Here is a 23,789-nt window from a genome sequence, read left to right as displayed (position 1 = left end):
AGAGAGGCAAAACCTTCCAGAAATGAATTTAAATTATCAACTTCATGCCTGAAAGGAATGCATCACTCCTCCCGCAGCACGCGGCCAAGGTCGCGGCAGAGCTGGCGCAGGGTGCCGTTATCGAGGCCGGCATAGCCGAGCAGCCACCCCTCCCGATCCGCCTCTCCCAGATAGAAGGGGCGCAAGGGCCGCAATCCCAACCCCTGCCGGTTGGCCAGGTTTGTCCAGCGCGCCTCGCCACCGGGAGGCAACAGCGCGCTGCACTGCAATCCGGCACCGGTGTGGATCGGGGTCAACTGCGGGCACTGTTCGGCCAGCTGGGCCAGCAGCAGATCCCGCCGACTACGGTAGAGCAGCCGCATCTGGCGCAGATGGCTGGCAAAGTAGCCCCCCTGCAGAAACTCGGCAGTCACCGCCTGCAACAGCTGGTTACTGTGACCGTCGAACGCGGCGCGCGCGCGGGCAAAGGGCTCCAGCAGCGCCGGTGGCAGCACCAGATAGGCGAGGCGCAGCGAACCGAACAGCACCTTGCTGAAGGTACCCACATAGATGACCCGGCCGCTGCGATCCAGCCCCTGCAGCGAGGGGAGCGGCCGCTGGTCGTACTGAAACTCGCCGTCGTAGTCATCCTCCAGGATCCAGGCCTGCTCCCGCTCGGCGCGGGCCAGCAGCGCCATGCGCCGGGGCAGGCTCATCGCCATGCCGAGGGGATATTGATGGGAAGGGGTGGTGTAGATGAGGCGCGGCGCCGGATGATCGCCCGCCGGGTTGAGCCCCTCCTCATCCACCGGCACCGGATGGAGGTGCGCCCCGGCGGCCTGCATCGCATTGCGCGCGCCGAGGTAACCCGGCTCCTCCAGCCAGACCGTATCACCGGGGTCGAGCAGCAGCTGGGCGGCGAGCTGTATCCCCTGCTGGGAGCTGGTGAGCAGCAGCACCTGCTCCGGGTGGCAGACCAGTCCGCGCGACTGCACCAGATAGGCGGCGATGGCCTGGCGCAGGGCGGGCAGACCGGCCGGATCGCCATACTGCATCAGACGCGGCCCGTGCCGACGCCACTGCTGCTGCAACAGCCGCCCCCACAGCTCGCGGGGAAAGGCGAGCGTGTCGCCCTGACCGCTGGCAAAACTGTGCGGGGTGCCTGTCTCCTCCTGACAGGCGCCGCTGGCGAGGATCGCCGCCCCGCGCCTGGACAGGGGGGCGCCACCACATTGGCTGCTGCGCGGTGCGGGCACCACCGCCAGCGCTACGAAGCTGCCCACGCCGACCCGGCGGATCAGGTAGCCCTCCGCCTCCAGCCGGCCATAAGCCTGCTCAACCGTGCCGCGCGACAGGGAGAGATCCCGCGCCAGCACCCGGCTCGGCGGCAGGCGGCTGCCCTGCGGCAGGTGACCGGCGAGGATGGCATCGCGCACCGTGCGCACCAGCCGCTCCTGCACCGGCAGGCTGGCATCGTTCTCGGCAAACAGGGTCGGCAAGGCGCTCATTGGTCTACTCCATCAAGCAGAATTGGTACATCCGTGTGAACCATTATGCCGCTAGAGTGGAGCTCTGCCATCAGACAAGGAGTTAATCATGAGTCACGTTCGTTCCACCGGTCTGCTCTCGCCCGAGCAGGCCGCCCTCTTCTTCGAGGCCCAGCTCGCCTGCCGCACCGATGCCGCCGATCTGGCCGCCGACCTGATGGCGGCAACGGCCGGCATCGTCGTCATCGACACCCGCTCGCCAGCGCACTACGCCGCCGGCCACATTCCCGGGGCCATCTCCCTGCCGCACCGGGAGATGGTGCCAGAGCGGGTGGCCGGGCTCGATCGCGATGCCATCTACGTCTGCTACTGCGACGGCATCGGCTGCAACGGCTCGACTCGGGGAGCCTGCAAGCTGGCGCGCCTCGGTTTTCGGGTCAAGGAGCTGATCGGTGGCCTCCACTGGTGGCAGCGGGATGGCTTTGCGGTCGCGCTCGGCGACGAGCCGGGTCAGCTGGCCAACGAGGAGGTGCGCTGTGGCTGCTGAGCTCAACGAATTTGGCCAACCAGTCGGGCTGCTGGTCGCCGGCTGGGACAGCGCCCGTTTCCCCGACGCGCAACTGCTGGAGGGGTGGGGCTGTCGCTGCGAGCCGCTCGATCCGGCCCGCCACGAAGCGAGCCTCTGGCAAGCCTTCGGCGAGGATGACGGGAGCCTTTGGACCTACCTCACCAGCGGCCCCTTCCCGAGCCGCACCGAGTGGCAGGGATGGCTGGCGCGTATGGCGGCGGGGCGGGATCCCCAGTTCTACGCCATCGTCGATGCCGCCAGCGGGCGCGCCCTCGGGCTCGCCAGCTTTCTGCGCATCGACCCTCTCGCTGGCAGCATCGAGGTGGGCTGGCTCCACTTCGCCCCGGCAATGCGCCGCACCCGGCTCGCCACCGCCGCCATGGCGCTGATGATGGCGCGCGCCTTCGCCCTCGGCTATCGCCGTTACGAGTGGAAGTGCAACGCCCTCAACCTCCCCTCCCGGCAAGCGGCGCTGCGGCTCGGTTTCACCTTCGAGGGGATCTTCCGGCAGGCCCGGGTCGACAAGGAGCGCTCGCGCGATACCGCCTGGTTCTCGGTGATCGACAGCGAGTGGCCAGCCCTGCAGGCGACCCTTGGCCGCTGGCTGGACGATGCCAACTTCGACCAGAGTGGACGCCAGCGCCTTTCCCTCTCGGCGCTCACCTCCGCCCTGCGCGGCAACTGAATACATACGGGCGGCCACCCTGGCCGCCCCACGTTTTTCCTGCCATCCGATCGGCCAGCCTGTTTATCCCCTGCCCGCAGCACGCCTCACCCCGTTGAGAGGCTCAGATCCTTCATGAAATGAATTAGAATGAGTCATTTCATGCCATATTGGCATGATTAGAGCCCTTGTTATCCCGGGAGAGCCCATGGATATTCGCGCCCTGCGCTACTTTGTCGAACTGGTTCGGGAGCAGAGCTTCACCCGCGCCTCGGAGAAGCTGTTCGTCACCCAGCCCACCATCAGCAAGATGATCCGCAATATCGAGGAGGAGCTGGGCCAGCCCCTGCTCAACCGGGAGGGGCGTCGCTTTACCCTGACCGACAGCGGGCAGGTGCTGTTCCAGCGGGCCCAGACCATTCTGGCCGAGATGCAGCAGCTGGAGGCGGAGCTGGCGGATCTGCAGAGCCTGCAGCATGGTCGCCTCACCCTCGGCATTCCCCCCATGGTGGGCCACCTCTACGCAGACCTCATCCGCGCCTACCGCACCCGCTACCCCAAGGTGGAGCTGACGCTGGTGGAGTATGGTGGCCGCCTGATCGAACAGGCGGTGCTGGAGGGGGAGCTGGATATCGCCATCACCATGCTGCCGACCAAGGAGGGAGGCGCCCTCAACGCGCTAGATCTGGATCAATACCCGATCCGGGTAGTACTGCCGGACCAGCCACGCTGGCACGGCGATGCACCACTGCGACTGGAATCCCTACAGGATGAGCCCTTCCTGCTCTACACCCAGACTCTGGCATTCACCCTGAGCGAACGGCTGGAGCAGGCGTGTCAGGAAGCTGGCTTTGTGCCGCAGGTGGCGGCACGCAGCAGTCAGTGGGATTTTCTCACCGCCATGGTGCGCAGCGGCATGGGGATCGCCTTTCTGCCGGAGCCGGTCTGCAATCGGCTCATACCAGACGGCCTGGTGTTGCGACCACTGGAGCTCGAGCTAAGCTGGCGACTCGGGGTGATCTGGCCGCGCGAGCGCTATCTGTCGCACACCGCCGAGGCCTGGCTGGAGCTCTGCCGCAAGTGGCGGGAGCCTCACTGATCGCCGAAGCGATCGGTGAGCGGATTGTAGAAATAGGGGCGGTAATCGAAGCTGATCCCCTTGAGAAAGGGGTTCTCCAGCTTGATCAGCCGCCGCTGCTGGGGGTGGGCAAAGGCGATGGCCGGGCCGAAGCTCTTGCGCCACAGCGCCTGCAGCGAGCCATCCTGCCAGGCGATTTGCAGCCCCTGCTCGACCCGTTTGAGCGCCTCGCGGTTGTTGGCGTTGGTATAGAAAACCCGGGGCAGCGGGTAGTAAATCATCAGGGCATCGTCGACCTTGAGCCCCTCCACCTCGCCGTGGGTGAGCTGTTCGCTGCGCAGTTCGCTCACCCCGCGACAGAAGAGATCGAAACGACCACGCGCCACCATCTTGAACAGCTTCTCGTAGCCATCCACCTCCATCACCTCCAGCCCGGCGTGGCGCAGGATATCCACATCGAGCCACCCCTTGCCCTGACCGAAGGTGAAGCGGCGCAGGCCCGCAAGATCGGTCACCTGCCTGACTGCCGCCTGCTGCTGCGGACTGACAAAACAGATGCGGTAGCTGACGATCCCCAGATGCACCGGGAAGCGGGCATAGGCCAGCCCCAGCCCCTCGCGGGTGCTGCTGTAACTGTCCATGGCAAAGAGATTGGGGAAGCTGTCGAGCTGCATGCTGACCCGCTCGCGGGCCTTGGTCATGGGAGGCGCAGCCTCCATCACATAGTCGCCAAACTGGTCGCGCGTCTTGTCGAGGGCGAGGCGCAGCAGCTCCCGATCGTAGGTGGTGCGCGGATCCCGCTCGCTCTCGGGACTGATATAGGTAAAGCGGGTCACCGCCTCGACCGCCAGCGGGAGCAGCACCAGCAGGCTGGCCACCAGCAGCGCCAGCCACCGTCCTGCAAACCGCTCTGCCGTTCCATGGCTTATCGCTCTCATCCCTGATCCCCTACCCGGTGAGTTTGTCTGAAAGTGGCCACATAGTGCTGATAGGCGGGCGAGTTGCGCACCGCCTCGATGGCATCCCACACCTGCTGGCTCTCATGCGGATGGCTCTGGCGGAAGGCGTGGGAGAAGACCAGATAGTAGGGCTTCTCCACCAGCACCGGCGCCAGTCGCTCGATCTGCCCTTGCAGGTCGGGATGGGCCGCCAGCAGGCTGTCGGCCACTTCGGTCTGCAAGGCGGTGGCGGTGGCCCGATCCATCACCAGCTTTTTCAATATGATGAGCGGATCCCGACTGGAGTCATCTACCTCGACTCCCGCCCCCTGCAGGAACTCGACGATGGAAAAACCGGACTGGGCCGCCACTATCCCCTTGACCCTGAGGGTGGTGCCATCCCACTGGCTCTTGCCCCCCTTGAGCTGATAGAGGCTGTAGCTTTCGATGAGCAAGCGCTTGTCGGGATCCGGCTTGTCACCGCGCATCGGGTAACTGCCTATCTTGCTCGCCCGCTCCGCGCTGTAGCTCATCTTGAAGGCGGCATCCATCTGGCCGCTGCTCACCAGCGAGAGGCAGCGCTTCCAGGGGAGTGGAGTCATCAGGATTTCGATGCCAAGGCGCTCTGCCACCAGCTTGAGGTGATACTGGACAATCCCCTCCCCCGACTGCAGCAGCCAGGGGTAAGAGTCGCTGTTTTCAAAACAGGAGTGCAGGGTAAAGGCAGGGGTAGCACTACCCGTGGCAGGGAGAAGCAGCACAGCGCACAGCAGGGATCTGACAGATGCTCGCATGGGGCCATATCCTTGGCAGCCAGTCTCCTTCCACTATACCAGCCAGCCCGCCACTGTGCCGTGGCGGCAGCGTCAGGCCGTGCGGGGCATCACTCTTCGTCGCTTACTCTTCACCGATGGGAGCTGCAATCCATTTCATCAAGGTCAGCATATCCTGCGGCGCCACACCGACCGAGAGGCCGCGCTTGCCGCCGCTCACCAGAATCTCGTCAAATTGCATGGCCGACTCGTCGAGCACGGTGGGCAGCAGCTTCTTCTGGGCCAGCGGGCTGATGCCGCCCACCTTGTAGCCGGTCAGCTTCTCCGCTTCCGCCGGTTTCATCATCTCCACCTTCTTGAGGCCGGTCGCCTTGGCCAGCTGTTTCAGGCTGCACATGCCGGATGAGGGCACGATGGCCACCACCGCCTGTTTGTCGTGGTGGGCGATCAGGGTCTTGAAGACCTGTGCCTCCGGCAGCCCGAGCTGGGTCGCGGCATGCTTGCCGAAATCGTCGTGGGCTTCGCACTCGTAGGGGTAGAGCTTGTGGGGGATCTTGAGCTTCTTCAGCAGGTTGATGGCAGGAGTCATGATGGTTGCCTTGAATCGAATCACATAAAAACAAGGCCAAACAGTCTGCGCCTCACGATAGGGTGATGCAAGTCGCAAGGGCAATTTGGGGCGCGACGCGCCACCGGACAGTGCCTTTCCGACAGCGCCCCATGCTATCCTCCACCCCCGATTTCACCGATATTCGTCCCCATTTCCCATGCAGATCGAGCTTGTTCCCCTTACCCCCGAAGAGACCCTGAGCCCCGGCGGGCTTGCCCTGCAGCAGCGGGTCATCAACTCGCAACCCACCTTCAATCTGGCACTGGGCGGCCCTGCAGCGCTTTCCCTCAGCGCCATCCGGCAGGATGCCGAAGCCGTGCTGGCCGCCGGCGGCCGCTATCTGGTCATTCGCAGGCAGCAAGAGGTTGTCGGTATCGCCCATCTGCTGGCCAGTAACCCCTTTGATGGCCATCCCTGGATTGGTCTGCTGGTGATCGACAGCGAAATGGCGGGAAAAGGAGTGGGGCGCAATGCCGTCAGCCAGCTTTGCCACCATCTGACACGACTCAACCCGGCGCCGGTTCGTCTCTGCGTTCAGCTGAGCAACCCTGCCGCCCTCGCCTTCTGGCAGCGCTGCGGCTTCGAGCAGATCGAGGAAGATCTCGACGAGGAAAATCGCCCCATCGCCATTTTGCAGGCCATCCTGCATAACGGCGCGAACCCGCACTGAGCTGGGTTACAATGGCGCCCATCGTATCGGTTACGCCCGACACCCGGGCGCCACCCACCATAGGTAACGAGGTTATATGACCCGATCACGCTGGCTACCGACGGGAATATCCCTGCTCGTCCTCCCTCTGCTCCTCACCGGCTGCGCTCACCAGCCCGATGCAGAGGAGTACCAGAGCAAGGTGGATGCCCTGATCAGACTCTGCACGGAAGAGACACTCCCCAACTCTCAGGCAAGGCCCGAGGGGTTCGACCTTGAGCAGCATCTGACCGATCTCAGGGCCGAGCGACTGCAGCTCACTCGCCAGCTGGCCACCCCGGCAGGGCAAGCCGCGCTCACCGCTCGCCTGAAAACCAGCGAAGACGATCTCGACACCCTCTGCCTGAAACAGGCACTGCAGCAGACCCAGAGTCAGTAATCGAGCCTGGCCAAGAGAACACCAGAAACAGAAAGGGCGCCTGATGGGCGCCCTTTGTCTCTGTGATTTTAATGGTCAGTGATCAACCGGTGTTGCGCATGCCTGCGGCGATACCGGCGATGGTGACCATCAGCGCCTTGTCCAGCTCGGGGTGCAGGGTCTCCGGGTGGTTGCGGGAGCGGTTGAGCAGCTCGGCCTGCAGCACGTTGAGCGGGTCAGTGTAGGGGTTGCGCAGCTTGATGGACTCCTTGATCCACGGCTGATCCTCCAGCAGATCCCCGCGCGGGCTCAGCTTCAGCACCACTTCGATGGATTCGGCAAGCTCCTGACGCAGCTGTTTGCCGAGGCCCCACAGCTCCTGCGGCACCAGACGGGTGTCGTAGTACTCGGCGAGCCAGACGTCCGCCTTGAGGAACACCATCTCCAGCATCTCGAGGCGGGTGCGGAAGAAGGGCCACTGGGCGCTCATCTCCTCCAGCACGGCCAGCTTGCCGTCGTCGATCGCCTGCTGCAGCGCCTTGTGGGCACCGAGCCAGGCCGGCAACATCAGGCGGTTCTGGGTCCAGGCGAAGATCCACGGAATGGCGCGCAGGCTCTCGACGCCGCCGTTGGGTTTGCGCTTGGAGGGACGGGAGCCGAGCGGCAGTTTGCCAAGCTCCATCTCCGGGGTGGCGGCACGGAAGTAGGGGACGAAGTCCGGGTGGCCGCGCACGATACTGCGGTAGTGATCGCAGGAGACGGTCGCCAGCTGCTCAACCACTTCACGCCAGCACGCTTTCGGCTTGGGCGGCGGCAGCAGGTTCCCTTCCAGCACGGCGCTGGTGTAGAGCTCCAGACTCTTGATCGCCACTTTCGGCAGGCCGAACTTGAAGCGGATCATCTCGCCCTGTTCGGTGACGCGCAGGCCACCGCGCAGGGATCCCGGCGGTTGCGACAGGATGGCCTGCTGGGCCGGCGCACCGCCACGACCGACGGTACCGCCACGACCATGGAACAGGGTGAGGCGCAGATTGTTGGCCTCAGCCAGCGCTACCAGTGACTCCATGGCAGCGTACTGGGCCCAGCCGGCGGCCATCATGCCCGCGTCCTTGGCGGAGTCGGAGTAACCGATCATCACGTACTGACGGCCCTGGATGTAGCCGCGATACCAGTCCACCGACAACAGGCGTTCCATCACGGCGGTGCCCGCCATCAGGTCTTCCTGAGTCTCGAACAGCGGGGCGACCGGCATGCGGAACTTGCAGCCAGCCTCTTTCAGCAACAGCTGCACCGCCAGTACGTCGGACGGCGCACCAGCCATGGAGATGATGTAGATACCGAACGCATCGGGATCGTGCTGAGCAATCACCCGGCAGGTCTCGATGGTTTCGCGGGTCTCGTCGCTCGGCTCCCAGTCGTTGGGGATAAGCGGACGGCGGGAGTTGAGTTCGTTGAGCAGGAAGGCCTGCTTGTCATCCTCGCTCCACTCGGCGTAATCCCCCAGCCCCAGATAGCGGGTCAGCTCGGAGAATACCTGACCGTGGCGCTCACCATCCTGACGGATATCGAGCTTGACCAGATGGATGCCGAAGCAGGCGATCTTGCGCAGCACATCCAGCAGCATGCCATCGGCGATGTTGCCCATGCCGCAGGCGTGCAATGAGTGGTAGCAGAGCTCCAGCGGCTCGCGCAGCTGGGCGGTGGTCTTGACCAGATCCCGGCTCTCGCTCGCCTGTCCCTGCACCTTGGCGGTCAGGTACTCCTGAGTTTCGCGCAGCTGTTCGCGCAGCTCGCGCACCAGCGCGCGGTAGGGCTCGGGGTGATCGCCAACCCGCTCACGCACGGCGTCGGTGCAGTCGGACATGGAGAGCTCGGAGGTGAGCTCGCGGATGTCCTTGTAGAAGAGGCTCACCGCCATCCAGCGGCCCAGCTCCAGCACTTCGGCAGTCACCTTGGCGGTGACGAAGGGGTTGCCGTCACGGTCACCGCCCATCCAGGAGGTGAACTTGACCGGCGCGGCATCCAGCGGCAGCCGCACACCCAGATGGTGTTGCAGACGCTCGTCCAGATTGCGCATGAATTCGGGGATGGCCGGCCACAGGCTGTTCTCCACCACGGCGAAGCCCCACTTGGCCTCATCCACCGGAGTCGGGCGCTGTTCGCGGATCTCGTTGGTGTGCCATGCCTGATTGATGAGCTGCTCGATGCGGTTGAGGATCTTGTCCCGCTCGCGGGGCAGCAGGTCGGAGAGCTCCAGCGCTTCGAGACAGTCGTTGAGCTGCACATGCTTGTGGATCAGGGTGCGACGGGTCACCTCGGTCGGGTGAGCGGTCAGCACCAGATCGATATCCAGCTCGCGCACGGCCTGAATGATGGCCTCTTGCGACAGGTTGGAGGCTTTCAGTTTGTCGAACATCTGCTCCAGCGGATCCGGAGTGCAGACCTGCTCTTCGCAGCGACGGGAGATGGTGTGGAACTGTTCGGCCACGTTGGCCAGGTTGAGGAACTGGCTGAAGGCGCGGGCCACCGGCAGCAGCTCGTCATCGCTCAGGGTGCGCAGGGTATCGAGCAGACGTTCCCGGTCTGCCTCATTGCCTTTGCGGGAAGATTTGGCCAGTTGGCGAATGGTTTCGATCTTGTCGAGGAAGGCCTGACCCTGATGGTCCTTGATGGACTTACCCAGCAGCTGACCCAGCATGCCTACGTTGGCGCGTAGTGCGGCGTACTTTTCGTTCATTCCACATCCTTATCTTGTTGGTGCCTGACACCCATCCGGGGTGCGAGACGACCTCACTTATTGTTGTGCGATTACAACATATGCTCCGTCATCTTAGGGTGACAATCTACCCAGATTGTCTGCGCAAGGTCAAATAACAGGCCGATTCAGAAGATGTATTTCCCTCACCACTCCCGCACCGGCTTGTTATGTAACTTACTTACAGCTTTGACCCCCTTTGCTGCCCTTTTCAGAGGCAGAAACGACGAACCAGATGCTGCAATACCGCAGTAGTGGGCTTGACGAAGGAGAGATCCAGATACTCGTCAGGCTGGTGCGCCTGGGTGATATGGCCGGGCCCCATCACTATGGTCTCGCAGCCAAGCTGCTGGATAAAAGGGGCCTCGGTGCAGTAGTTGACCGACTCGGCGGCGCGGCCGCTCGCCTTCTCCGCTTCGCGCACCAGCACAGAGTCATCGGCGCAGGCGTAGGCGGGAATGGGTTCGTGCAGGTGCTGCAGATGCAGGCAGCCCGGCTGGTGAATTTCGATGGGAGAGAGCGCCTCTTTGAGCATCCCCATCAGCTCGTCCGGTCCCACCTGCGGGGTCGGTCGCAGGTCGATGTGCAGCTCGCAGCAGCCGCAGATGCGGTTCGGGCTGTCGCCCCCCTGAATGTAACCCAGGTTCAGGGTCGGCTGCGGCACGGCAAAACGGTGGTCGGCATAGCGATCTTTCAGATCCTGCTGCAAGCGCAGCACCTGCCCCATCGCCTTGTGCATGATCTCCATGGCGTTGACGCCGTTGGCGGGATCCGAGCTGTGACCGCTCTTGCCGGTGATGCGGATCGCCTCCGACATATGCCCCTTGTGGGCCACTACAGGCACCAGCCCGGTCGGCTCGCCAATCACCGCGTAGTCGGGTTTCAGTTCGGCTGCCGCAGCGATGGCGCGGGCCCCCGCCATGGTGGTCTCTTCGTCGGCAGTGGCGAGAATGCGCAGCGGCTTGGTCAGCTTGGTGAGGTCGATCTCTTTGAGCGCTTCCACTATGAAAGCGAAGAAGCCCTTCATATCGATGGTGCCGAGGCCATAGAGGCGGTTGCCCTCTTCGGTTACCTTGAAAGGATCCTTGCTCCAGCCCCCCTCATCGAACGGCACCGTATCGGTGTGACCCGCCAGCAGCAGACCGCCCTCCCCCTGACCGATCGTCGCCACCAGATTGAACTTGCCCGGCAGATCGGGGAGTGCCGTCACCTCGCACTGAAAACCGAGCTGACCGAACCAGTCGGCCAGCAGCCGGATCACCGCCTCGTTGCTCTGATCCCACTTGGGATCCGTGCTGCTGATAGAGGGGATCGCAATAATATTCTTGTAGAGTGAAAAAAAATTCAGATTGGCCATCCGCTCCTCCTTGCTTCCCCAAAACGTTTCTGTTAGAAAATACAAATGCAATGCGAATGCATGAATATTCTGCCTTTTTGCCAGGATAAGCAGCTCGCCAACAAAGGCTTCTAGTTGTAAGGGAAAGTTAATGTTCTGTCACCTGATCTATAACCGACGACACACACCCGCCTGAATTGCCCCTCCGCACTTGTGCACAGGGGCGATCGAACACCCTTGTGCACCGCAGCACCACGCTGTGAATCTCGAACTCTGATTTGGAATATTCAAACATGCTCAACACCGTTATCGTCGGTGCCAGTGGCTACGCGGGAGCCGAACTGGCTGCACTGGTACAGAACCATCCACAACTCAAACTGTTCGGCCTCTATGTCTCCGCCGGCAGTCAGGATGCCCACAAGCGCTTCTCATCCCTGCATCCCCAGTGGGTCGGCGCCCTCGATCAGCCGCTGCTGCCACTGGACGAGGATGGCATGACCCGGATCCTGACCCAGGCTGATCTGGTGCTGCTGGCCACCGCCCACGAGGTGAGCGCCGAGCTCGCCCCCAAGTTTCTCGCCAAGGGGCTGCCGGTGTTCGATCTCTCCGGCGCCTTCCGGGTCAAGGATCAGGGCTTTTACGACAGCTTCTACGGCTTCACCCACCAGAGCGAACAGTGGCTGGATCAGGCCGCCTACGGTCTGGCCGAGTGGAATGCCGATGCCATCGCCAGCGCCCAGCTGATCGCCGTGCCCGGTTGCTACCCGACCGCCTCCCTCTGCGCTCTCAAGCCGCTGCAGCAGGATGGCCTGATTGCCAAAGGGTGGCAGCCCATCATCAACGCCGTCTCCGGGGTCTCCGGTGCCGGGCGCAAGGCAGCCATCAACACCAGCTTCTGCGAAGTGAGCCTCAATCCCTACGGCACCTTCAATCACAGACACCAGCCGGAGATCAGCCATCACCTCGGCAAGGAGGTGCTGTTCCAGCCCCACCTTGGCAACTATGTGCGCGGCATTCTGGCCACCATCTATGTACAGCTGGCGGACGGCGTCACCCCCACTCAGGTGGATCAGGCATTCCTCAAGGCTTATGAAGGCAAGCCGCTGGTGCGCCTCACCGGCCAGATGCCCTCTATTCGCGGTGTGGCAAACACCCCTTACTGCGACATCGCCTGGCAACAGCAGGGCAACATGCTGGTGGTGGTCTCGGCCATCGACAACCTGCTCAAGGGCGCGGCCTCGCAAGCCATGCAGTGCATAAATATCAAATTTGGTTTTGAACCGGCCACCGGCCTGATTTAAGGACTTAGGAAGGATCTCGAACATGGACAAACAGACGTTGGTAATCAAGCTGGGCGGCGCCCTTATCGAGAACGACGAGGCGCTGACCGCCCTGTTCGCCACCCTCAAAACCTTTCTCGACGATCAGCACCGTCCGCTGGTGCTGGTACACGGCGGTGGCTGTCTGGTGGATGACCTGCTCAAGGGGCTGGGTCTCACCTCCACCAAGAAGAATGGCCTGCGGGTAACCCCGTTCGAACAGATCCCCTTCATTGCCGGGGCGCTGGCGGGCACTGCCAACAAGCAGATGATGGCCAAGGCGATCGCCACCGGCATTCCGGCGGTGGGGCTCTGTCTGGCAGATGGCGGCCTGTGTCAGGTGACCCAGCTCGACCCGGATCTCGGCGCGGTCGGCGAGTGCAAGCCGGGCAACCCGGCACTGGTGGCGGGCATCCTCGGTCAGGGCTTCCTGCCGGTGGTGAGCTCCATCGGCATCACAGCCGAGGGGCAGCTGATGAACGTCAACGCGGATCAGGCGGCCACCGCCATTGCCGAGGCGCTCGGTGCCGATCTGGTGATGCTCTCCGATGTGAGCGGTATCCTCGATGGCAAGGGCAAGCTGGTGCCCCAGCTCGACAAGCTGACCGCACTGGATTTGATGGAGAAAGGGGTGATCCGCGATGGCATGGCGGTCAAGGTAGAAGCGGCCCTGCACGCAGCACAGACCCTCGGCAAGCCGGTCTGTGTCGCCAGCTGGCGTTACCCGGATCAGCTGCTCAAACTGCTGGCTGGCGGCGCGGTCGGCACCCAGGTAGCTATTTGATCTCCACCGGAACAAGGAACATCCGATGCAACATCTTCTGAAAGACAGTGATCTGAACAAAGCCCAGATTGAAGCGCTGATTGCGCTGGGCAAAGCAGTGAAAGCCGACCCGAAGAAGTACAGCCAAGCGCTGGCCGGCAAGAGCGTGGTCACCCTGTTCGAGAAGCCCTCCCTGCGTACCCGGGTCACCTTCGACATCGGCATCGCCAAACTGGGCGGCCACAGCGTCTATCTGGATCAGCAGAACGGCGCGCTGGGCAAGCGGGAGTCGGTGAAAGATTTCGCCGCCAACCTGTCGCGCTGGTGTGATGCCATCGTCGCCCGGGTGTTCGATCACCAGACCTTGGTCGACCTGGCGGAGCACGGCTCAGTGCCGGTGGTGAACAGTCTGTGCAACCTCTACCACCCCTGTCAGGGGCTGGCCGACTTTATGACCATTGCCGAGCACTACGACGACCTGTCGAAGGTGAAGCTTGCCTACCTCGGTGATGGCAACAACGTCAGCCACTCTCTGCTGCTGCTGGGGGCCACCCTGGGCACCGATGTCACCCTGATCTGCCCGAAAGGCCACGGCCCGGATACCCAGATCTTCCTGCAAGCGCAGGCGCTGGCAGCCAAGTCGGGGGCGACCATCCACATCAGCGATGACGTGGCAGATATCGAAGGGTTCGATGTGGCCTACACCGACACCTGGGTCTCCATGGGTGACAACACCCCGATGGAGCAGGTCAAAGACCTCTTTATGCCTTACCAGATCAATCAGGCCCTGCTCGACCGCACCGGCATTGCACATGTGCTGCACTGCCAGCCGGCCCACCGCGAGCTGGAGATCACCTCGCAGGTGATGGATGGCCCCACCTCCCTCATCATGGACGAGGCCGAAAACCGGATGCATATCCAGAACGCCGTGTTGCTGACCCTTCTCGGCAACAAGTAACGCGGCACTCAACCTGAATCACGACACCTTTATTGAATCATCATCGAATCATCATGGAGAGAAGTAAAATGAGCGGAATCAACAAGATCGTACTGGCTTACTCGGGTGGACTGGATACCTCGGCCATCATTCCCTGGCTGAAAGAGCACTATGACGCCGAAATCATCGCCTTCGTGGCCGACGTCGGTCAGGAGCGTGACGATCTGGAAGGGATCGAGCAAAAAGCCATCGCCTCCGGCGCTACCAAGTGCATCATCAAGGATCTGCGCGAAGAGTTCGTCAAAGAGTACGTCTATCCGACCCTGAAGACCGGCGCCGTCTATGAAGGCACCTATCTGCTGGGCACCTCCATGGCCCGTCCGGTGATCGCCAAGGCGATGGTCGAAGCGGCACTGGCGGAAGGGGCCGATGCCATCTCCCACGGCTGCACCGGCAAGGGTAACGATCAGGTGCGTTTCGAAGGTGCGGTCGCCGCGCTGGCACCCCAGCTGAAAGTGATCGCCCCGTGGCGGATCTGGGACATGCGCTCCCGGGAAGATCTGCTCTCCTATCTGGAGACCCGCAACATCCCCTGCAAGGCGACTCTGAAGAAGATCTACAGCCGCGATGCCAACGCCTGGCACATCTCCACCGAGGGTGGCGAGCTGGAGAGCACCTGGAACGAGCCCTCCGAAGCGGTCTGGCAGTGGACCGTACCGGCCGAGCAGGCACCGGACCAGCCGGAGTACGTCAAGCTGACCGTGGCGCAGGGTGAAGTGGTGGCCGTTGACGACCAGCCGCTCAGCCCGCACCAGATCCTGATGACCCTGAACGAGCGTGCCGGCAAGCACGGCGTGGGCCGCATCGACATCACCGAAAACCGGATGGTGGGCATGAAGTCCCGCGGCTGCTACGAAACCCCGGGCGGTACCGTGATGGTCGCTGCGCTGCGCGCCGTGGAAGAGCTGGTACTGGATCGCCCGACCCGCGCCTGGCGGGAGAAGCTGGGTGCCGAGTTCTCCCATCTGGTCTATGACGGTCGCTGGTTCACCCCGCTGTGCAAGGCGATCCTCGCCTCTGCCAACGCCATCGCCGAAGATCTGGACGGTGAAGTGGTGCTGAAGATGTACAAGGGTCAGGTCACCGCGGTGCAGAAGAAGTCGCCGAACAGCCTCTACTCCGAAGACTTCGCCACTTTCGGGGCCGATGAAGTGTATGACCAGAGTCATGCCGAAGGCTTTATCCGTCTCTACACCCTGGCCAGCCGGATCCGCGCCATGAAGGAGCAGCATCAAGCTATCGGTGGTGATCACACCCACGGCTAAGCAAGCGAGATAACCCGTTGATTCCGTTGAGGGGGCATGGCCCCCTCTTCTACAAGCCGATGATGGCCCCTGAGCCATCATCGGCGGGTGTGACAAGAGCGGCAGCGCCCCGGCCGCTTCTGTGAGATAACAGGCTCGCAGAAAAACAGGGCACGATTTCAAGCTCGGTGGCCAGGGCGCCGCCGACAACGCATTCAAGGAGAGCAGTATGGCACTTTGGGGTGGACGCTTCAGTCAGGGAGCCGATAGCCGGTTCAAGCAGTTCAACGATTCGCTGCGGTTCGATTACCGCTTGGCGGAGCAGGATATTCAGGGCTCCATGGCCTGGGCCAAAGCGCTGGTCAAGGTGGGGGTCTTGACTGCCGATGAGCAGGCCAAGTTGCAGCAGGCGATGGAGGTGCTGCTCGCCTCGGTGCAGCAGGATCCCCGGCAGATCCTGAGCTCGGACGCCGAAGATATCCACTCCTGGGTCGAGAGCCAACTGATTGCCGCCGTCGGCGATCTCGGCAAGAAACTGCACACCGGCCGCTCGCGCAACGATCAGGTCGCCACCGATCTGAAACTCTGGTGCAAGGCGCAGGGCGAGCTGCTGCTCGGCTCCATCACCGCCCTGCAGCAGGGGCTGATCGCCTCTGCCCGTGCCAATCAGGCCGCCGTGCTGCCCGGTTACACCCACCTGCAGCGGGCCCAGCCGGTCACCTACGCCCACTGGGCGCTGGCCTATGTGGAGATGCTGGAGCGGGACTACTCCCGGCTACAGGATGCCCTCAAGCGCCTCGACACCAGCCCCCTCGGCTGCGGCGCGCTGGCGGGCAACGCCTATGCCATCGACCGTGAAGCGCTGGCGCTCGACATGGGCTTTAGTGGCGCCACCCGCAACAGTCTGGATTCGGTCTCCGATCGGGATCACGTGGTGGAACTGATGCACGTGGCGTCCCTTTCCATGACCCACCTGTCGCGCTTTGCCGAAGACCTCATCTTCTACAACACCGGCGAGGCGGGCTTTGTCGAGCTCTCCGACGCGGTCACTTCCGGCTCCTCCCTGATGCCGCAGAAGAAGAACCCGGATGCGCTGGAGCTTATTCGCGGCAAGACCGGTCGGGTGGTCGGCGCTCAGATGGGCATGCTGATGAGCCTCAAGGCGCTGCCGCTGGCCTACAACAAGGACATGCAGGAAGACAAGGAAGGGCTGTTCGATGCCCTCGATACCTGGCACGACTGCCTCGACATGGCGGCGCTGGTGCTGATCGATCTGAAGGTCAACAGCGAGCGCACCATGGCGGCGGCCCAGGGCGGCTACGCCAACGCCACCGAGCTGGCGGACTATCTGGTGGCCAAAGGGATTCCATTCCGTGAGGCACACCATATCGTCGGCGAAACCGTGGTATTCGCCATCAGCGTGGGCCGCCCGCTGGAGGAGCTCTCCATCGGCGAGTTCCAGCGCTTCAGCCCGGTGATCGAGTTCGACGTCTACCCCAATCTGGAACTGGAAGCGACCCTGGCCAAGCGGGTCGCCAAAGGCGGCGTTGCCCGCGAGCAGGTAGAAGCGGCCCTCACTGCCGCAGAACAGTGGCTGGCCAAGCGGGTGGGTTAATCCACGGTAATAGTCATCAGAAATAGAAAGAAAAACGGCAACCTCGGTTGCCGTTTTTTTTGCTCACCGCCGTTCAGGCGCTGGCATTCAGCAGTTTGCCAACTCCCTCCCCCTTGCCATTGGGCAGGGTCTGTTTAAAGGCACCGAGCAGCTGGTCGAGGTTGAGATGGCTGGCACCGAGGGAATCCTTGAGGGTATCGAGCTCGCTTTGCAGGGCATCGAGGCGGGTGCTCTGGGTACCGCTCGCCAGCTGGTTGCGGGCGCTGTCGATGGCTGCGGGAAGGGATTGGCCACCATTCTCCTGCCCCAGAGTCTGCATCAGCTCCCCCATAAAATGGTTGATGGCCGAGCGGTTCTGCTCGCTGTCGGCATCCTTGATACCAAGTCGCTGGAACACCCCCTGGACGGTCGGGGCAAGGTGCTCCTCCTGTACGGCAGGCTGCACGGGCTGGGGTTTGCTACTGCTGCCAAGCAGCTGGCTGCCCAGCTTGAGGGCGATCGAGGCAAGGGGAAGCAGGCTGCTGATCATGATATCTCTCCGCGACAACGACCCTTGATGGTGTTGCCAGGAGGAGTGCATAAGCGGGGCCAGAATTTAGTGCACAGCGCAGGGCAAAACCAACCCATTGAGCCACCGAGTGATTTGAATCGCCGCCTTGTGTTCGGGCATTGCAACTGAAGTCATAACAAGAGAGCCGGGCGGCCAGCGGCTGCCGCTGTAGATCGAAGCGGCAAAGGAGCATTGCCGCAGCAAACCGGAGGCGGCAGGGCTCCACTTCGCTATATGCCGGTACATGCCCGCCATCCCCTCGATCACGTCATTTTTCATTCATGAAACTTATGGCTATTAAGATCATGTAAATTTTCTTATCTAACATGTTCGCGCAAGATGGCTCTCAAACCGGATTTGCCGTCACCGCTATGCTGGCCGGCAGCCGCCTTCTCCCTGCCTTTTTCGTTTATGGAGTCGCTATGTCCCTGATCACCCCGCATATCTCCCCCGAAGTCAGCCAGTTGGCTCCCGGCTTTCGCGCTTTGAGCATCACGGTGCAGGCCGCCGCCGTGGTCGACCCGAACGTGGGCGCGCGCGCCCTTGATAAAGCCTGCAGCACCATGCTGACCGCCGATGTGCCGTGGGCAGAGGCGCATCTCGCCGCCTGGGGCGATCTGTTCAGAAAGTTCGGCGCCAAGCCGCAGCGGACTCCCTGTTCCGCCGAGGCTCTGAGAAAGCGGGTCGCCCGCGATGGCAACCTGCCGGCCATCGACCCCGTGGTCGATCTCTACAACGCCATCAGCATCCGCTATGCCATTCCGGTGGGGGGCGAAAACCTGCTCGCCTATGAGGGGTTGCCGCGACTGGTGGTGGCCGATGGCTGCGAGCTGTTCGATACCATGAAGGGAGGCGAGCCGACCCACGAACCGGTGGAGCCCGGCGAGGTGGTCTGGCGGGATGACAAGGGGGTCACCTGTCGGCGCTGGAACTGGCGGCAGGGTGTGCGCACCAGATTGAGTATCGATTCGGACCAGATGTGGTTCATTCTGGAGAGCCTGCCCGAGATGCCGCTGGCTGCGCTGCATGAGGCGGGGGAAAAACTGATTGCCGGGCTGCGGGAGATGATGCCGGAGGCGGTGATCGCGCAGAACCTGATCGGCCATAACGAATAGGCGATTTTCGTCAGCAGGATACAGAGAGGGGCGCCGCAGCGCCCCTCTCTCATTTCACTCTGCTCAGCCCAGCAGCATATAAAGCTGGTGCGCTGCCACCCCGGCGCACAGGCCGCCGACCGTGTGGGCGACAATGGCGCGGGAGGTGAGATGGCGATAGCCGAGAGCATCGAGCATGGCGGTGTGGGTGCTCAAAAAGCCGCTCCAGCACATCCCCATGGCGGTAAACACCGCGACCTCGTTGCCGGTGATCCACCCCTTGGCAATAAAGGGGGGCACCAGCGACATGGCGGCACCGACCGCGCCGAGCGAGGTAGCCGGGAAGGCGACCAGCTCCGGCTGCTGGAAGCCAAACAGCAGGTCAAACAGCCAGCTTACCTTGGCAGCCAGCACCGGCAGCAGGGCAACCCCCTGGAACGCTTCGCCGGTATAGCCCTTCTCCCCCGGGCCGAAGGTCAGCAGCATGACGAAGGTGCTGATGATCAGCACCCCCGGGATCACCGCCATCCCCAGCTCCACGCCAGATTTGCCGCCATCGAGCAGAGAGTTGAGGATCCGCAGCCAGCCGGGAGCCGCCTCTTTGGTCACTCCCACCTTGGGGCCGTTGCCCGCAGGCTGGTCATCGATCAGCACTTCCCCCACCAGTGGGCGAATCATCCGCTGCATCAGTCGGGTAGAGACCACCGAGCCCACCAGAGCACCGAGCAGCCCGATCAGCGCCGCGCTGGCGGTGGATTCACCGCTCGGCAGTTGCAGGGTGGCCATAAAGGTGACCACGATCAGCCCCATGCCGAAGGCGGTGCCGAAGTTGGTCAGCGACACTAGCTGCCAGGGGGTGAAGCCCTTGCGAAAGCGGCTGTCCTTGGCGAGGCTGATCACCGCCGGGTTGTCGGAGAAGAAGGTCATCAGGGCCGCCAGCGCGGTGCGACCGGGCAGGCGAAACACCGGCTTCATCAGGGGGGCCAGCAGCACCTCCAGCAGGCGGATCACCCCGAACTCGCTCAAGAGCTGGCTCAGGGCACCGGAGAGCACCGTGATCCCCATAATAAAGAGCACGGTATTGAGCAGCAGCTGGTGGGCGGTATTGAACAGAGTGTTGACCATGGCAGAGAGGCCCATCTGGCTGCCGAGGTAACCGAACAGGCTGCCAAGAATAAGCAGCACCAGCACGGGTTCCATCCAGTTCCTAATGGCGGCAAGTCGCCCCTTTGACTCTATAACTACATGATTTTCCATATCTATCCTGCGGTTCATCTGTGCGTGTGTGGTTGTTTTTATGGTTAAAAAATGGCTGCGCCAAATAGAAAAAAGCCCTTGTCTTGCGACAAGGGCTTTTTGAATTGGCTCCTCCTACTGGACTTGAACCAGTGACATACGGATTAACAGTCCGCCGTTCTACCGACTGAACTAAGGAGGAATTGTAATTGGTGCCCAGAGACGGAATCGAACCGCCGACACGGGGATTTTCAATCCCCTGCTCTACCGACTGAGCTATCTGGGCAAATGGTGCCGGCTACCGGAATCGAACTGGTGACCTACTGATTACAAGTCAGTTGCTCTACCTACTGAGCTAAGCCGGCACACTTTAAACCATTGTGCATGAACAAATTTTTTATTTCATGGCACCAAAATTGGTGCCCAGAGACGGAATCGAACCGCCGACACGGGGATTTTCAATCCCCTGCTCTACCGACTGAGCTATCTGGGCGTGGGCGCTATTAAACGGATTTTAAGGCGGATGGTCAACGGGAAATTTCACTTTTTGTCTCGTTCGTCTCTTTTTTGCGCAACATCGTCCATTTCTGCCACTTCTTCGGCACAGGCCGCGCCTTTTCGCCCCCAGACTCTGGGTTCCTCCCCCTTGAGCAGGCGGGAGATGTTCTCGTGATGGCGGATCAGGATAAGGCAGGAGAGCAACGAGACTGGCAGGGTGTATTCGGGTTTGAGCAGGTAGGTAAAGAGCGGCGTCAGCAGCACGGTAATGATGGAGGCCAGCGAGGAGTAGCCGCTCACCAGCAGCACCAGCAGCCAGGTGCCAATCACGGCGCCCCCCATGGTAAAGCCGATGGGCATCATGGTCCCCAGTGCCGTGGCGACTCCTTTGCCACCACGAAAATGAAAGAAGATGGGGTACATATGGCCGAGGCAGGCGGCGACCCCGATAAAGCCGAGGTAGACGGGTTTGATCTGCAGATACCAGGCGAGATAGACGGGCACAGTGCCCTTGAGTACATCGAGCAGCAGCACCACCAGCGCCGCCATCCGGCCACCGAGGCGCAGCACATTGGTTGCCCCCGGATTGTGGGAGCCATGATCCCGCGGGTCGGGCAGACCGGTGCAGCGAGAGACCAGCACAGCACTGGATAGTGAACCACCCAGGTAAGCCAGAATAATCATCAAAATCGTCAGGGCCGTCATCTTGGTCGTTTTTACCACGATATGAATGGGGTATGATGCGGGCCACATACGCTGGCATGGGCCCATGCCCACCCAGAGCGCCTCGGCAAGCCTGTTGCCCGGCCAGCATCCCTGCGCTGTCATCACAGCCCATCAAGAGTAAAGAAGAAGTACAGTCATGGACAAGGTGTTTATTCGCGGACTCGAAGTTTTGACCACCATCGGTGTATATGAGTGGGAGAAGGGCATTCGCCAAAAGCTCCGTTTTGACCTCGAGATGGGGTTCGACAACCGCCCCGCCGCCGCAACCGACGACATCAATCTGGCACTGGATTATGCCGACCTCTCCAACAAGATCTGCGAGCATGTCACCGGCAAGGTAGTCGAGCTGGTCGAGACCATGGCCGAGCAGGTCGCCATGCTGGTACTCGCCGACGAGCGGGTTCAGTGGGTCAAGGTCACCCTCACCAAGCCGGGCGCCGTACCCAATGCCGCCGGTGTCGGCGTCGAGATCCTGCGCCACCGCACCCCGGCGGCGAGCAGCAACTGATGACTACTATCTATATCAGCCTTGGTTCCAACATCGAGCGGGAGCGCCATATCCGCGCCGGGCTCGATGCATTGCACGCTGCCTTCGGCGAGCTGCGGGTCTCCCGGGTGTTCGAGAGTGAGGCGGTAGGCTTCAATGGCCGTCCTTTCTACAACCTTGTTGCCGCTGCCGAGACCGATCTGCCGCTGGTTACCGTCTGCCAGCTACTGCGCGAGATGGAGTTCGCCCACGGTCGCGAGCCGGATGCCAAGAAGTTCGCCCCGCGCACGCTGGATCTCGACCTGCTGCTCTATGGCGATCTGGTCTGCGAGACGCCGCTGGTGCTGCCGCGCGGCGAGATCCTCACCAACGCCTTCGTGCTCTGGCCGCTGGCCGAGCTGGCCCCCGGACTGCGCCACCCCATCGATGGCAGCACCATGGGCGAGCTGTGGGAGTGCTACGACAAGGCCTCCCAGCAACTCAACCCCATTCCCTTTCACTGGGAAGCGCGGGAGCTGCAGCACTACTGATCGACAAGGGCACCTCGCGGTGCCCTTCTCGTTGATGTGACTTCTTATCCTGTTCTTTCTTATCCTCTGGCCTGAGCCGAAGTCGTGCCCCCGTCTCGCGCCAGTTGGGCGAAGATCAGTGCCGCCAGCATGGAGAGCAGTCCGACACAGAGGTAGGTAAGGTGGAATCCTGCCAGCCACTGGCCGTTGGCGGCTGAGGTGCCCGCCGAGAAGAGCCCCAGCAGGCTGGCGGCAATCGCCACCCCCAAACTCATGGAGAGCTGCATCACCACCGAGAGCAGGCCGTTGCCGCTACTGGCCAGGGTCGGGCTGAGATCTTGCAGCGTGAGAGTGTTCATGGCGGAGAACTGCAGCGAGTTGATAGCGCCGAAGATCGCCAGCCAGCCCAGCAGCACGCCATAGGGAAGCTGGTTGTCGATAAAGTAGAAGCTGGCGATCATGGCGCCGAGCAAGAGGGTGTTGCCAATCAGGATGCGGCGATAACCCACTCTGGGGATGAGTTTGTTCACCAGCGTCTTGGTCAGCATGGCGCCCAGCACCGTCGGGATCATGGTCATCCCCGCCTTGCTCGGGGAGAAGCCGAGCCCCAGTTGCAGAAAGAGCGGGGTGAGGAACGGCATGGCACCGCTGCCGAGTCGGGCAAACAGGTTGCCCCAGACCCCGATGGCGAAGGTGGCGGTCTTGAACAGATTCAGGCTGAAGAGCGGCTGCTCCGCATTGGCGGCATAGAGCCAGTAGCTCGCCATCGCCGCCAGCCCGAAGATCAACGCAAACAGTGCCCAGCCGGTGGAGATGCTGTGCTCCCCCAGCCCCTGCAAACCGACCGATACCAGCACCATGCCGAGGCTGAACAGCACGAAGCCCTGCCAGTCAAAACGGGCGGTCGCCTGACGCAGATCGGGCATGAAGTACCAGCTCGCCATAAAGCCGATCACCCCCACCGGCAGGTTAATCAGAAAGACCCAGTGCCAGCTCGCCACCTCGACCAGCCAGCCACCGAGCGCTGGCCCCATCAGCGGACCGAGCAGCCCCGGAATGGTGACGAACGACATCACCCGCAGCAGCTCCCGCTTGTCATAGACCCGCAGTACAGCCAGTCGTCCCACCGGCATCAGCAGCGCACCGCCAATCCCCTGCAGCACCCGGGCAGCCACCAGCATCGAGAGCGAACCTGAGGCGGCGCAGGCCAGCGAACCGAGGGTGAACAGCGAGATCGCCGCCAGATAGATGCGACGGGTACCGAACCTGTCCGCCAGCCAGCCGGAGGCCGGGATGAGCAGGGCCACCGTCAGCATGTAGGCGATCACCACCGACTGCATCTGCAGCGGGCTCTCCCCCAGCGTCTCGGCCATGCTGGGCAGGGCGGTATTGAGAATGGTGCCATCCAGCGACTGCATGAAAAAGCCGACTGCCGCCAGCATGGGCAGCCACTTGCGCTGGGCCGGGGTCACCCCGAGTGAAACTTCCGCCATAAC

At 62.4% G+C, this 23,789-nt stretch carries 23 protein-coding genes and 4 tRNA genes; 13 read left to right on the top strand and 14 right to left on the bottom strand.

Going from position 1 to position 23,789, the window contains the following annotated elements; translation table 11 throughout:
- Positions 1–62: 62 nt before the first annotated feature.
- On the bottom strand, positions 63–1,487 hold the full coding sequence (locus tag I6L40_RS04765; protein WP_216995062.1) for a PLP-dependent aminotransferase family protein: 1,425 nt from the start codon (positions 1,485–1,487) through the stop codon (positions 63–65).
- Positions 1,488–1,575: 88 nt separating this feature from the next.
- On the opposite strand from I6L40_RS04765, the gene I6L40_RS04760 reads away from it, so the two are divergent.
- The 3 genes from I6L40_RS04760 (at position 1,576) to I6L40_RS04750 (ending at position 3,797) form a co-directional block, all read left to right on the top strand.
- Complete coding sequence (locus I6L40_RS04760; protein ID WP_216995061.1) at positions 1,576–2,013, top strand: rhodanese-like domain-containing protein; 438 nt, start codon at positions 1,576–1,578, stop codon at positions 2,011–2,013.
- Positions 2,003–2,719: a GNAT family N-acetyltransferase gene (locus tag I6L40_RS04755; RefSeq protein WP_254204076.1), complete on the top strand. Its 717-nt coding sequence runs from the start codon at positions 2,003–2,005 to the stop codon at positions 2,717–2,719. The genes I6L40_RS04760 and I6L40_RS04755 overlap by 11 nt, the downstream gene beginning before the upstream one ends.
- A 187-nt stretch (positions 2,720–2,906) precedes the next feature.
- Positions 2,907–3,797: a LysR family transcriptional regulator gene (locus I6L40_RS04750; RefSeq protein WP_182926347.1), complete on the top strand. Its 891-nt coding sequence runs from the start codon at positions 2,907–2,909 to the stop codon at positions 3,795–3,797.
- Here the strand turns inward: I6L40_RS04750 and I6L40_RS04745 are convergent.
- The 3 genes from I6L40_RS04745 to ybaK form a co-directional block, all read right to left on the bottom strand.
- Entirely contained in the window at positions 3,791–4,714 is a 924-nt protein-coding gene (locus I6L40_RS04745) for a hypothetical protein (protein ID WP_216995059.1), read from the bottom strand. The genes I6L40_RS04750 and I6L40_RS04745 overlap by 7 nt on opposite strands.
- Positions 4,711–5,508 (bottom strand): ABC transporter substrate-binding protein, encoded by a 798-nt coding sequence (locus I6L40_RS04740; protein WP_216995058.1) that lies wholly within the window; start codon positions 5,506–5,508, stop codon positions 4,711–4,713. Before I6L40_RS04740 ends, I6L40_RS04745 begins: the two co-directional genes overlap by 4 nt.
- A 103-nt stretch (positions 5,509–5,611) precedes the next feature.
- Positions 5,612–6,076, bottom strand: a complete 465-nt coding sequence (gene ybaK / locus I6L40_RS04735) for a Cys-tRNA(Pro) deacylase (protein WP_033115917.1) — start codon at positions 6,074–6,076, stop codon at positions 5,612–5,614.
- A 178-nt stretch (positions 6,077–6,254) separates the two neighbouring features.
- Between ybaK and I6L40_RS04730 the strand changes: the two genes are divergently transcribed.
- A complete protein-coding gene (locus tag I6L40_RS04730) occupies positions 6,255–6,767 on the top strand; it encodes a GNAT family N-acetyltransferase (protein WP_216995057.1) in 513 nt (170 codons plus the stop codon).
- Between the two features lie 76 nt (positions 6,768–6,843).
- Positions 6,844–7,185 (top strand): hypothetical protein, encoded by a 342-nt coding sequence (locus tag I6L40_RS04725; RefSeq protein WP_216995056.1) that lies wholly within the window; start codon positions 6,844–6,846, stop codon positions 7,183–7,185.
- Positions 7,186–7,267: 82 nt separating this feature from the next.
- On the opposite strand, the gene ppc is transcribed toward I6L40_RS04725, so the two are convergent.
- Positions 7,268–9,901, bottom strand: coding sequence for a phosphoenolpyruvate carboxylase (gene ppc, locus I6L40_RS04720; RefSeq protein ID WP_043851572.1), 2,634 nt, complete (start codon positions 9,899–9,901; stop codon positions 7,268–7,270).
- Positions 9,902–10,130: 229 nt separating this feature from the next.
- On the bottom strand, positions 10,131–11,276 hold the full coding sequence (argE, locus tag I6L40_RS04715; RefSeq protein WP_216995055.1) for an acetylornithine deacetylase: 1,146 nt from the start codon (positions 11,274–11,276) through the stop codon (positions 10,131–10,133).
- Between the two features lie 272 nt (positions 11,277–11,548).
- Here argE and argC point away from each other — a divergent pair, with 272 nt between their 5' ends.
- From argC to argH, 5 genes are all read left to right on the top strand, one after another.
- Positions 11,549–12,556 carry an N-acetyl-gamma-glutamyl-phosphate reductase gene (argC, locus tag I6L40_RS04710; RefSeq protein ID WP_064339283.1) on the top strand — a complete coding sequence of 336 codons (1,008 nt, stop codon included), beginning with the start codon at positions 11,549–11,551 and terminating at the stop codon, positions 12,554–12,556.
- A gap of 22 nt (positions 12,557–12,578) precedes the next feature.
- Positions 12,579–13,358: an acetylglutamate kinase gene (gene argB / locus I6L40_RS04705; RefSeq protein ID WP_033115912.1), complete on the top strand. Its 780-nt coding sequence runs from the start codon at positions 12,579–12,581 to the stop codon at positions 13,356–13,358.
- A 25-nt stretch (positions 13,359–13,383) separates the two neighbouring features.
- Entirely contained in the window at positions 13,384–14,295 is a 912-nt protein-coding gene (locus tag I6L40_RS04700) for an ornithine carbamoyltransferase (protein WP_216995054.1), read from the top strand.
- A gap of 68 nt (positions 14,296–14,363) precedes the next feature.
- A complete protein-coding gene (locus I6L40_RS04695; protein ID WP_033115910.1) occupies positions 14,364–15,599 on the top strand; it encodes an argininosuccinate synthase in 1,236 nt (411 codons plus the stop codon).
- Positions 15,600–15,807: 208 nt separating this feature from the next.
- Complete coding sequence (gene argH / locus I6L40_RS04690; protein ID WP_216995053.1) at positions 15,808–17,193, top strand: argininosuccinate lyase; 1,386 nt, start codon at positions 15,808–15,810, stop codon at positions 17,191–17,193.
- Positions 17,194–17,266: 73 nt separating this feature from the next.
- Here the strand turns inward: argH and I6L40_RS04685 are convergent, their stop codons facing one another.
- Positions 17,267–17,722, bottom strand: a complete 456-nt coding sequence (locus tag I6L40_RS04685; protein WP_216995052.1) for a hypothetical protein — start codon at positions 17,720–17,722, stop codon at positions 17,267–17,269.
- A gap of 443 nt (positions 17,723–18,165) precedes the next feature.
- Between I6L40_RS04685 and I6L40_RS04680 the strand changes: the two genes are divergently transcribed.
- Positions 18,166–18,858 (top strand): B3/4 domain-containing protein, encoded by a 693-nt coding sequence (locus tag I6L40_RS04680; protein WP_216995051.1) that lies wholly within the window; start codon positions 18,166–18,168, stop codon positions 18,856–18,858.
- A 63-nt stretch (positions 18,859–18,921) separates the two neighbouring features.
- Here the strand turns inward: I6L40_RS04680 and I6L40_RS04675 are convergent, their stop codons facing one another.
- The 6 genes from I6L40_RS04675 to plsY form a co-directional block, all read right to left on the bottom strand.
- Positions 18,922–20,094, bottom strand: coding sequence for a nucleoside recognition domain-containing protein (locus tag I6L40_RS04675; RefSeq protein ID WP_071914885.1), 1,173 nt, complete (start codon positions 20,092–20,094; stop codon positions 18,922–18,924).
- 105 nt (positions 20,095–20,199) lie between these two features.
- Positions 20,200–20,275: transfer RNA gene (locus I6L40_RS04670), tRNA-Asn, on the bottom strand.
- Positions 20,276–20,283: 8 nt separating this feature from the next.
- A tRNA-Phe gene (locus I6L40_RS04665) sits at positions 20,284–20,359 on the bottom strand.
- Positions 20,360–20,362: 3 nt separating this feature from the next.
- A tRNA-Thr gene (locus I6L40_RS04660) sits at positions 20,363–20,438 on the bottom strand.
- A 52-nt stretch (positions 20,439–20,490) separates the two neighbouring features.
- Positions 20,491–20,566, bottom strand: a tRNA-Phe gene (locus I6L40_RS04655).
- A 47-nt stretch (positions 20,567–20,613) separates the two neighbouring features.
- On the bottom strand, positions 20,614–21,276 hold the full coding sequence (gene plsY, locus I6L40_RS04650) for a glycerol-3-phosphate 1-O-acyltransferase PlsY (protein ID WP_042053596.1): 663 nt from the start codon (positions 21,274–21,276) through the stop codon (positions 20,614–20,616).
- 157 nt (positions 21,277–21,433) lie between these two features.
- Here plsY and folB point away from each other — a divergent pair, with 157 nt between their 5' ends.
- Together folB and folK are read left to right on the top strand one after the other, a co-directional pair.
- Entirely contained in the window at positions 21,434–21,805 is a 372-nt protein-coding gene (folB, locus tag I6L40_RS04645) for a dihydroneopterin aldolase (protein WP_005356584.1), read from the top strand.
- Entirely contained in the window at positions 21,805–22,314 is a 510-nt protein-coding gene (gene folK / locus I6L40_RS04640; RefSeq protein WP_071913434.1) for a 2-amino-4-hydroxy-6-hydroxymethyldihydropteridine diphosphokinase, read from the top strand. Before folB ends, folK begins: the two co-directional genes overlap by 1 nt.
- 59 nt (positions 22,315–22,373) lie before the next feature.
- On the opposite strand, the gene mdtD is transcribed toward folK, so the two are convergent.
- Positions 22,374–23,786 (bottom strand): multidrug transporter subunit MdtD, encoded by a 1,413-nt coding sequence (gene mdtD, locus I6L40_RS04635; protein WP_216995050.1) that lies wholly within the window; start codon positions 23,784–23,786, stop codon positions 22,374–22,376.
- Between the last annotated feature and the right edge of the window lie 3 nt (positions 23,787–23,789).

Origin of the sequence: Aeromonas sp. FDAARGOS 1410, from assembly GCF_019048745.1 — a bacterium.
GTDB classification, from domain to species: Bacteria; Pseudomonadota; Gammaproteobacteria; order Enterobacterales; family Aeromonadaceae; genus Aeromonas; species Aeromonas jandaei.
The sequence above is the reverse complement of the archived record's forward strand: the minus strand, read 5'-3'. Positions and strand labels throughout refer to the sequence as shown.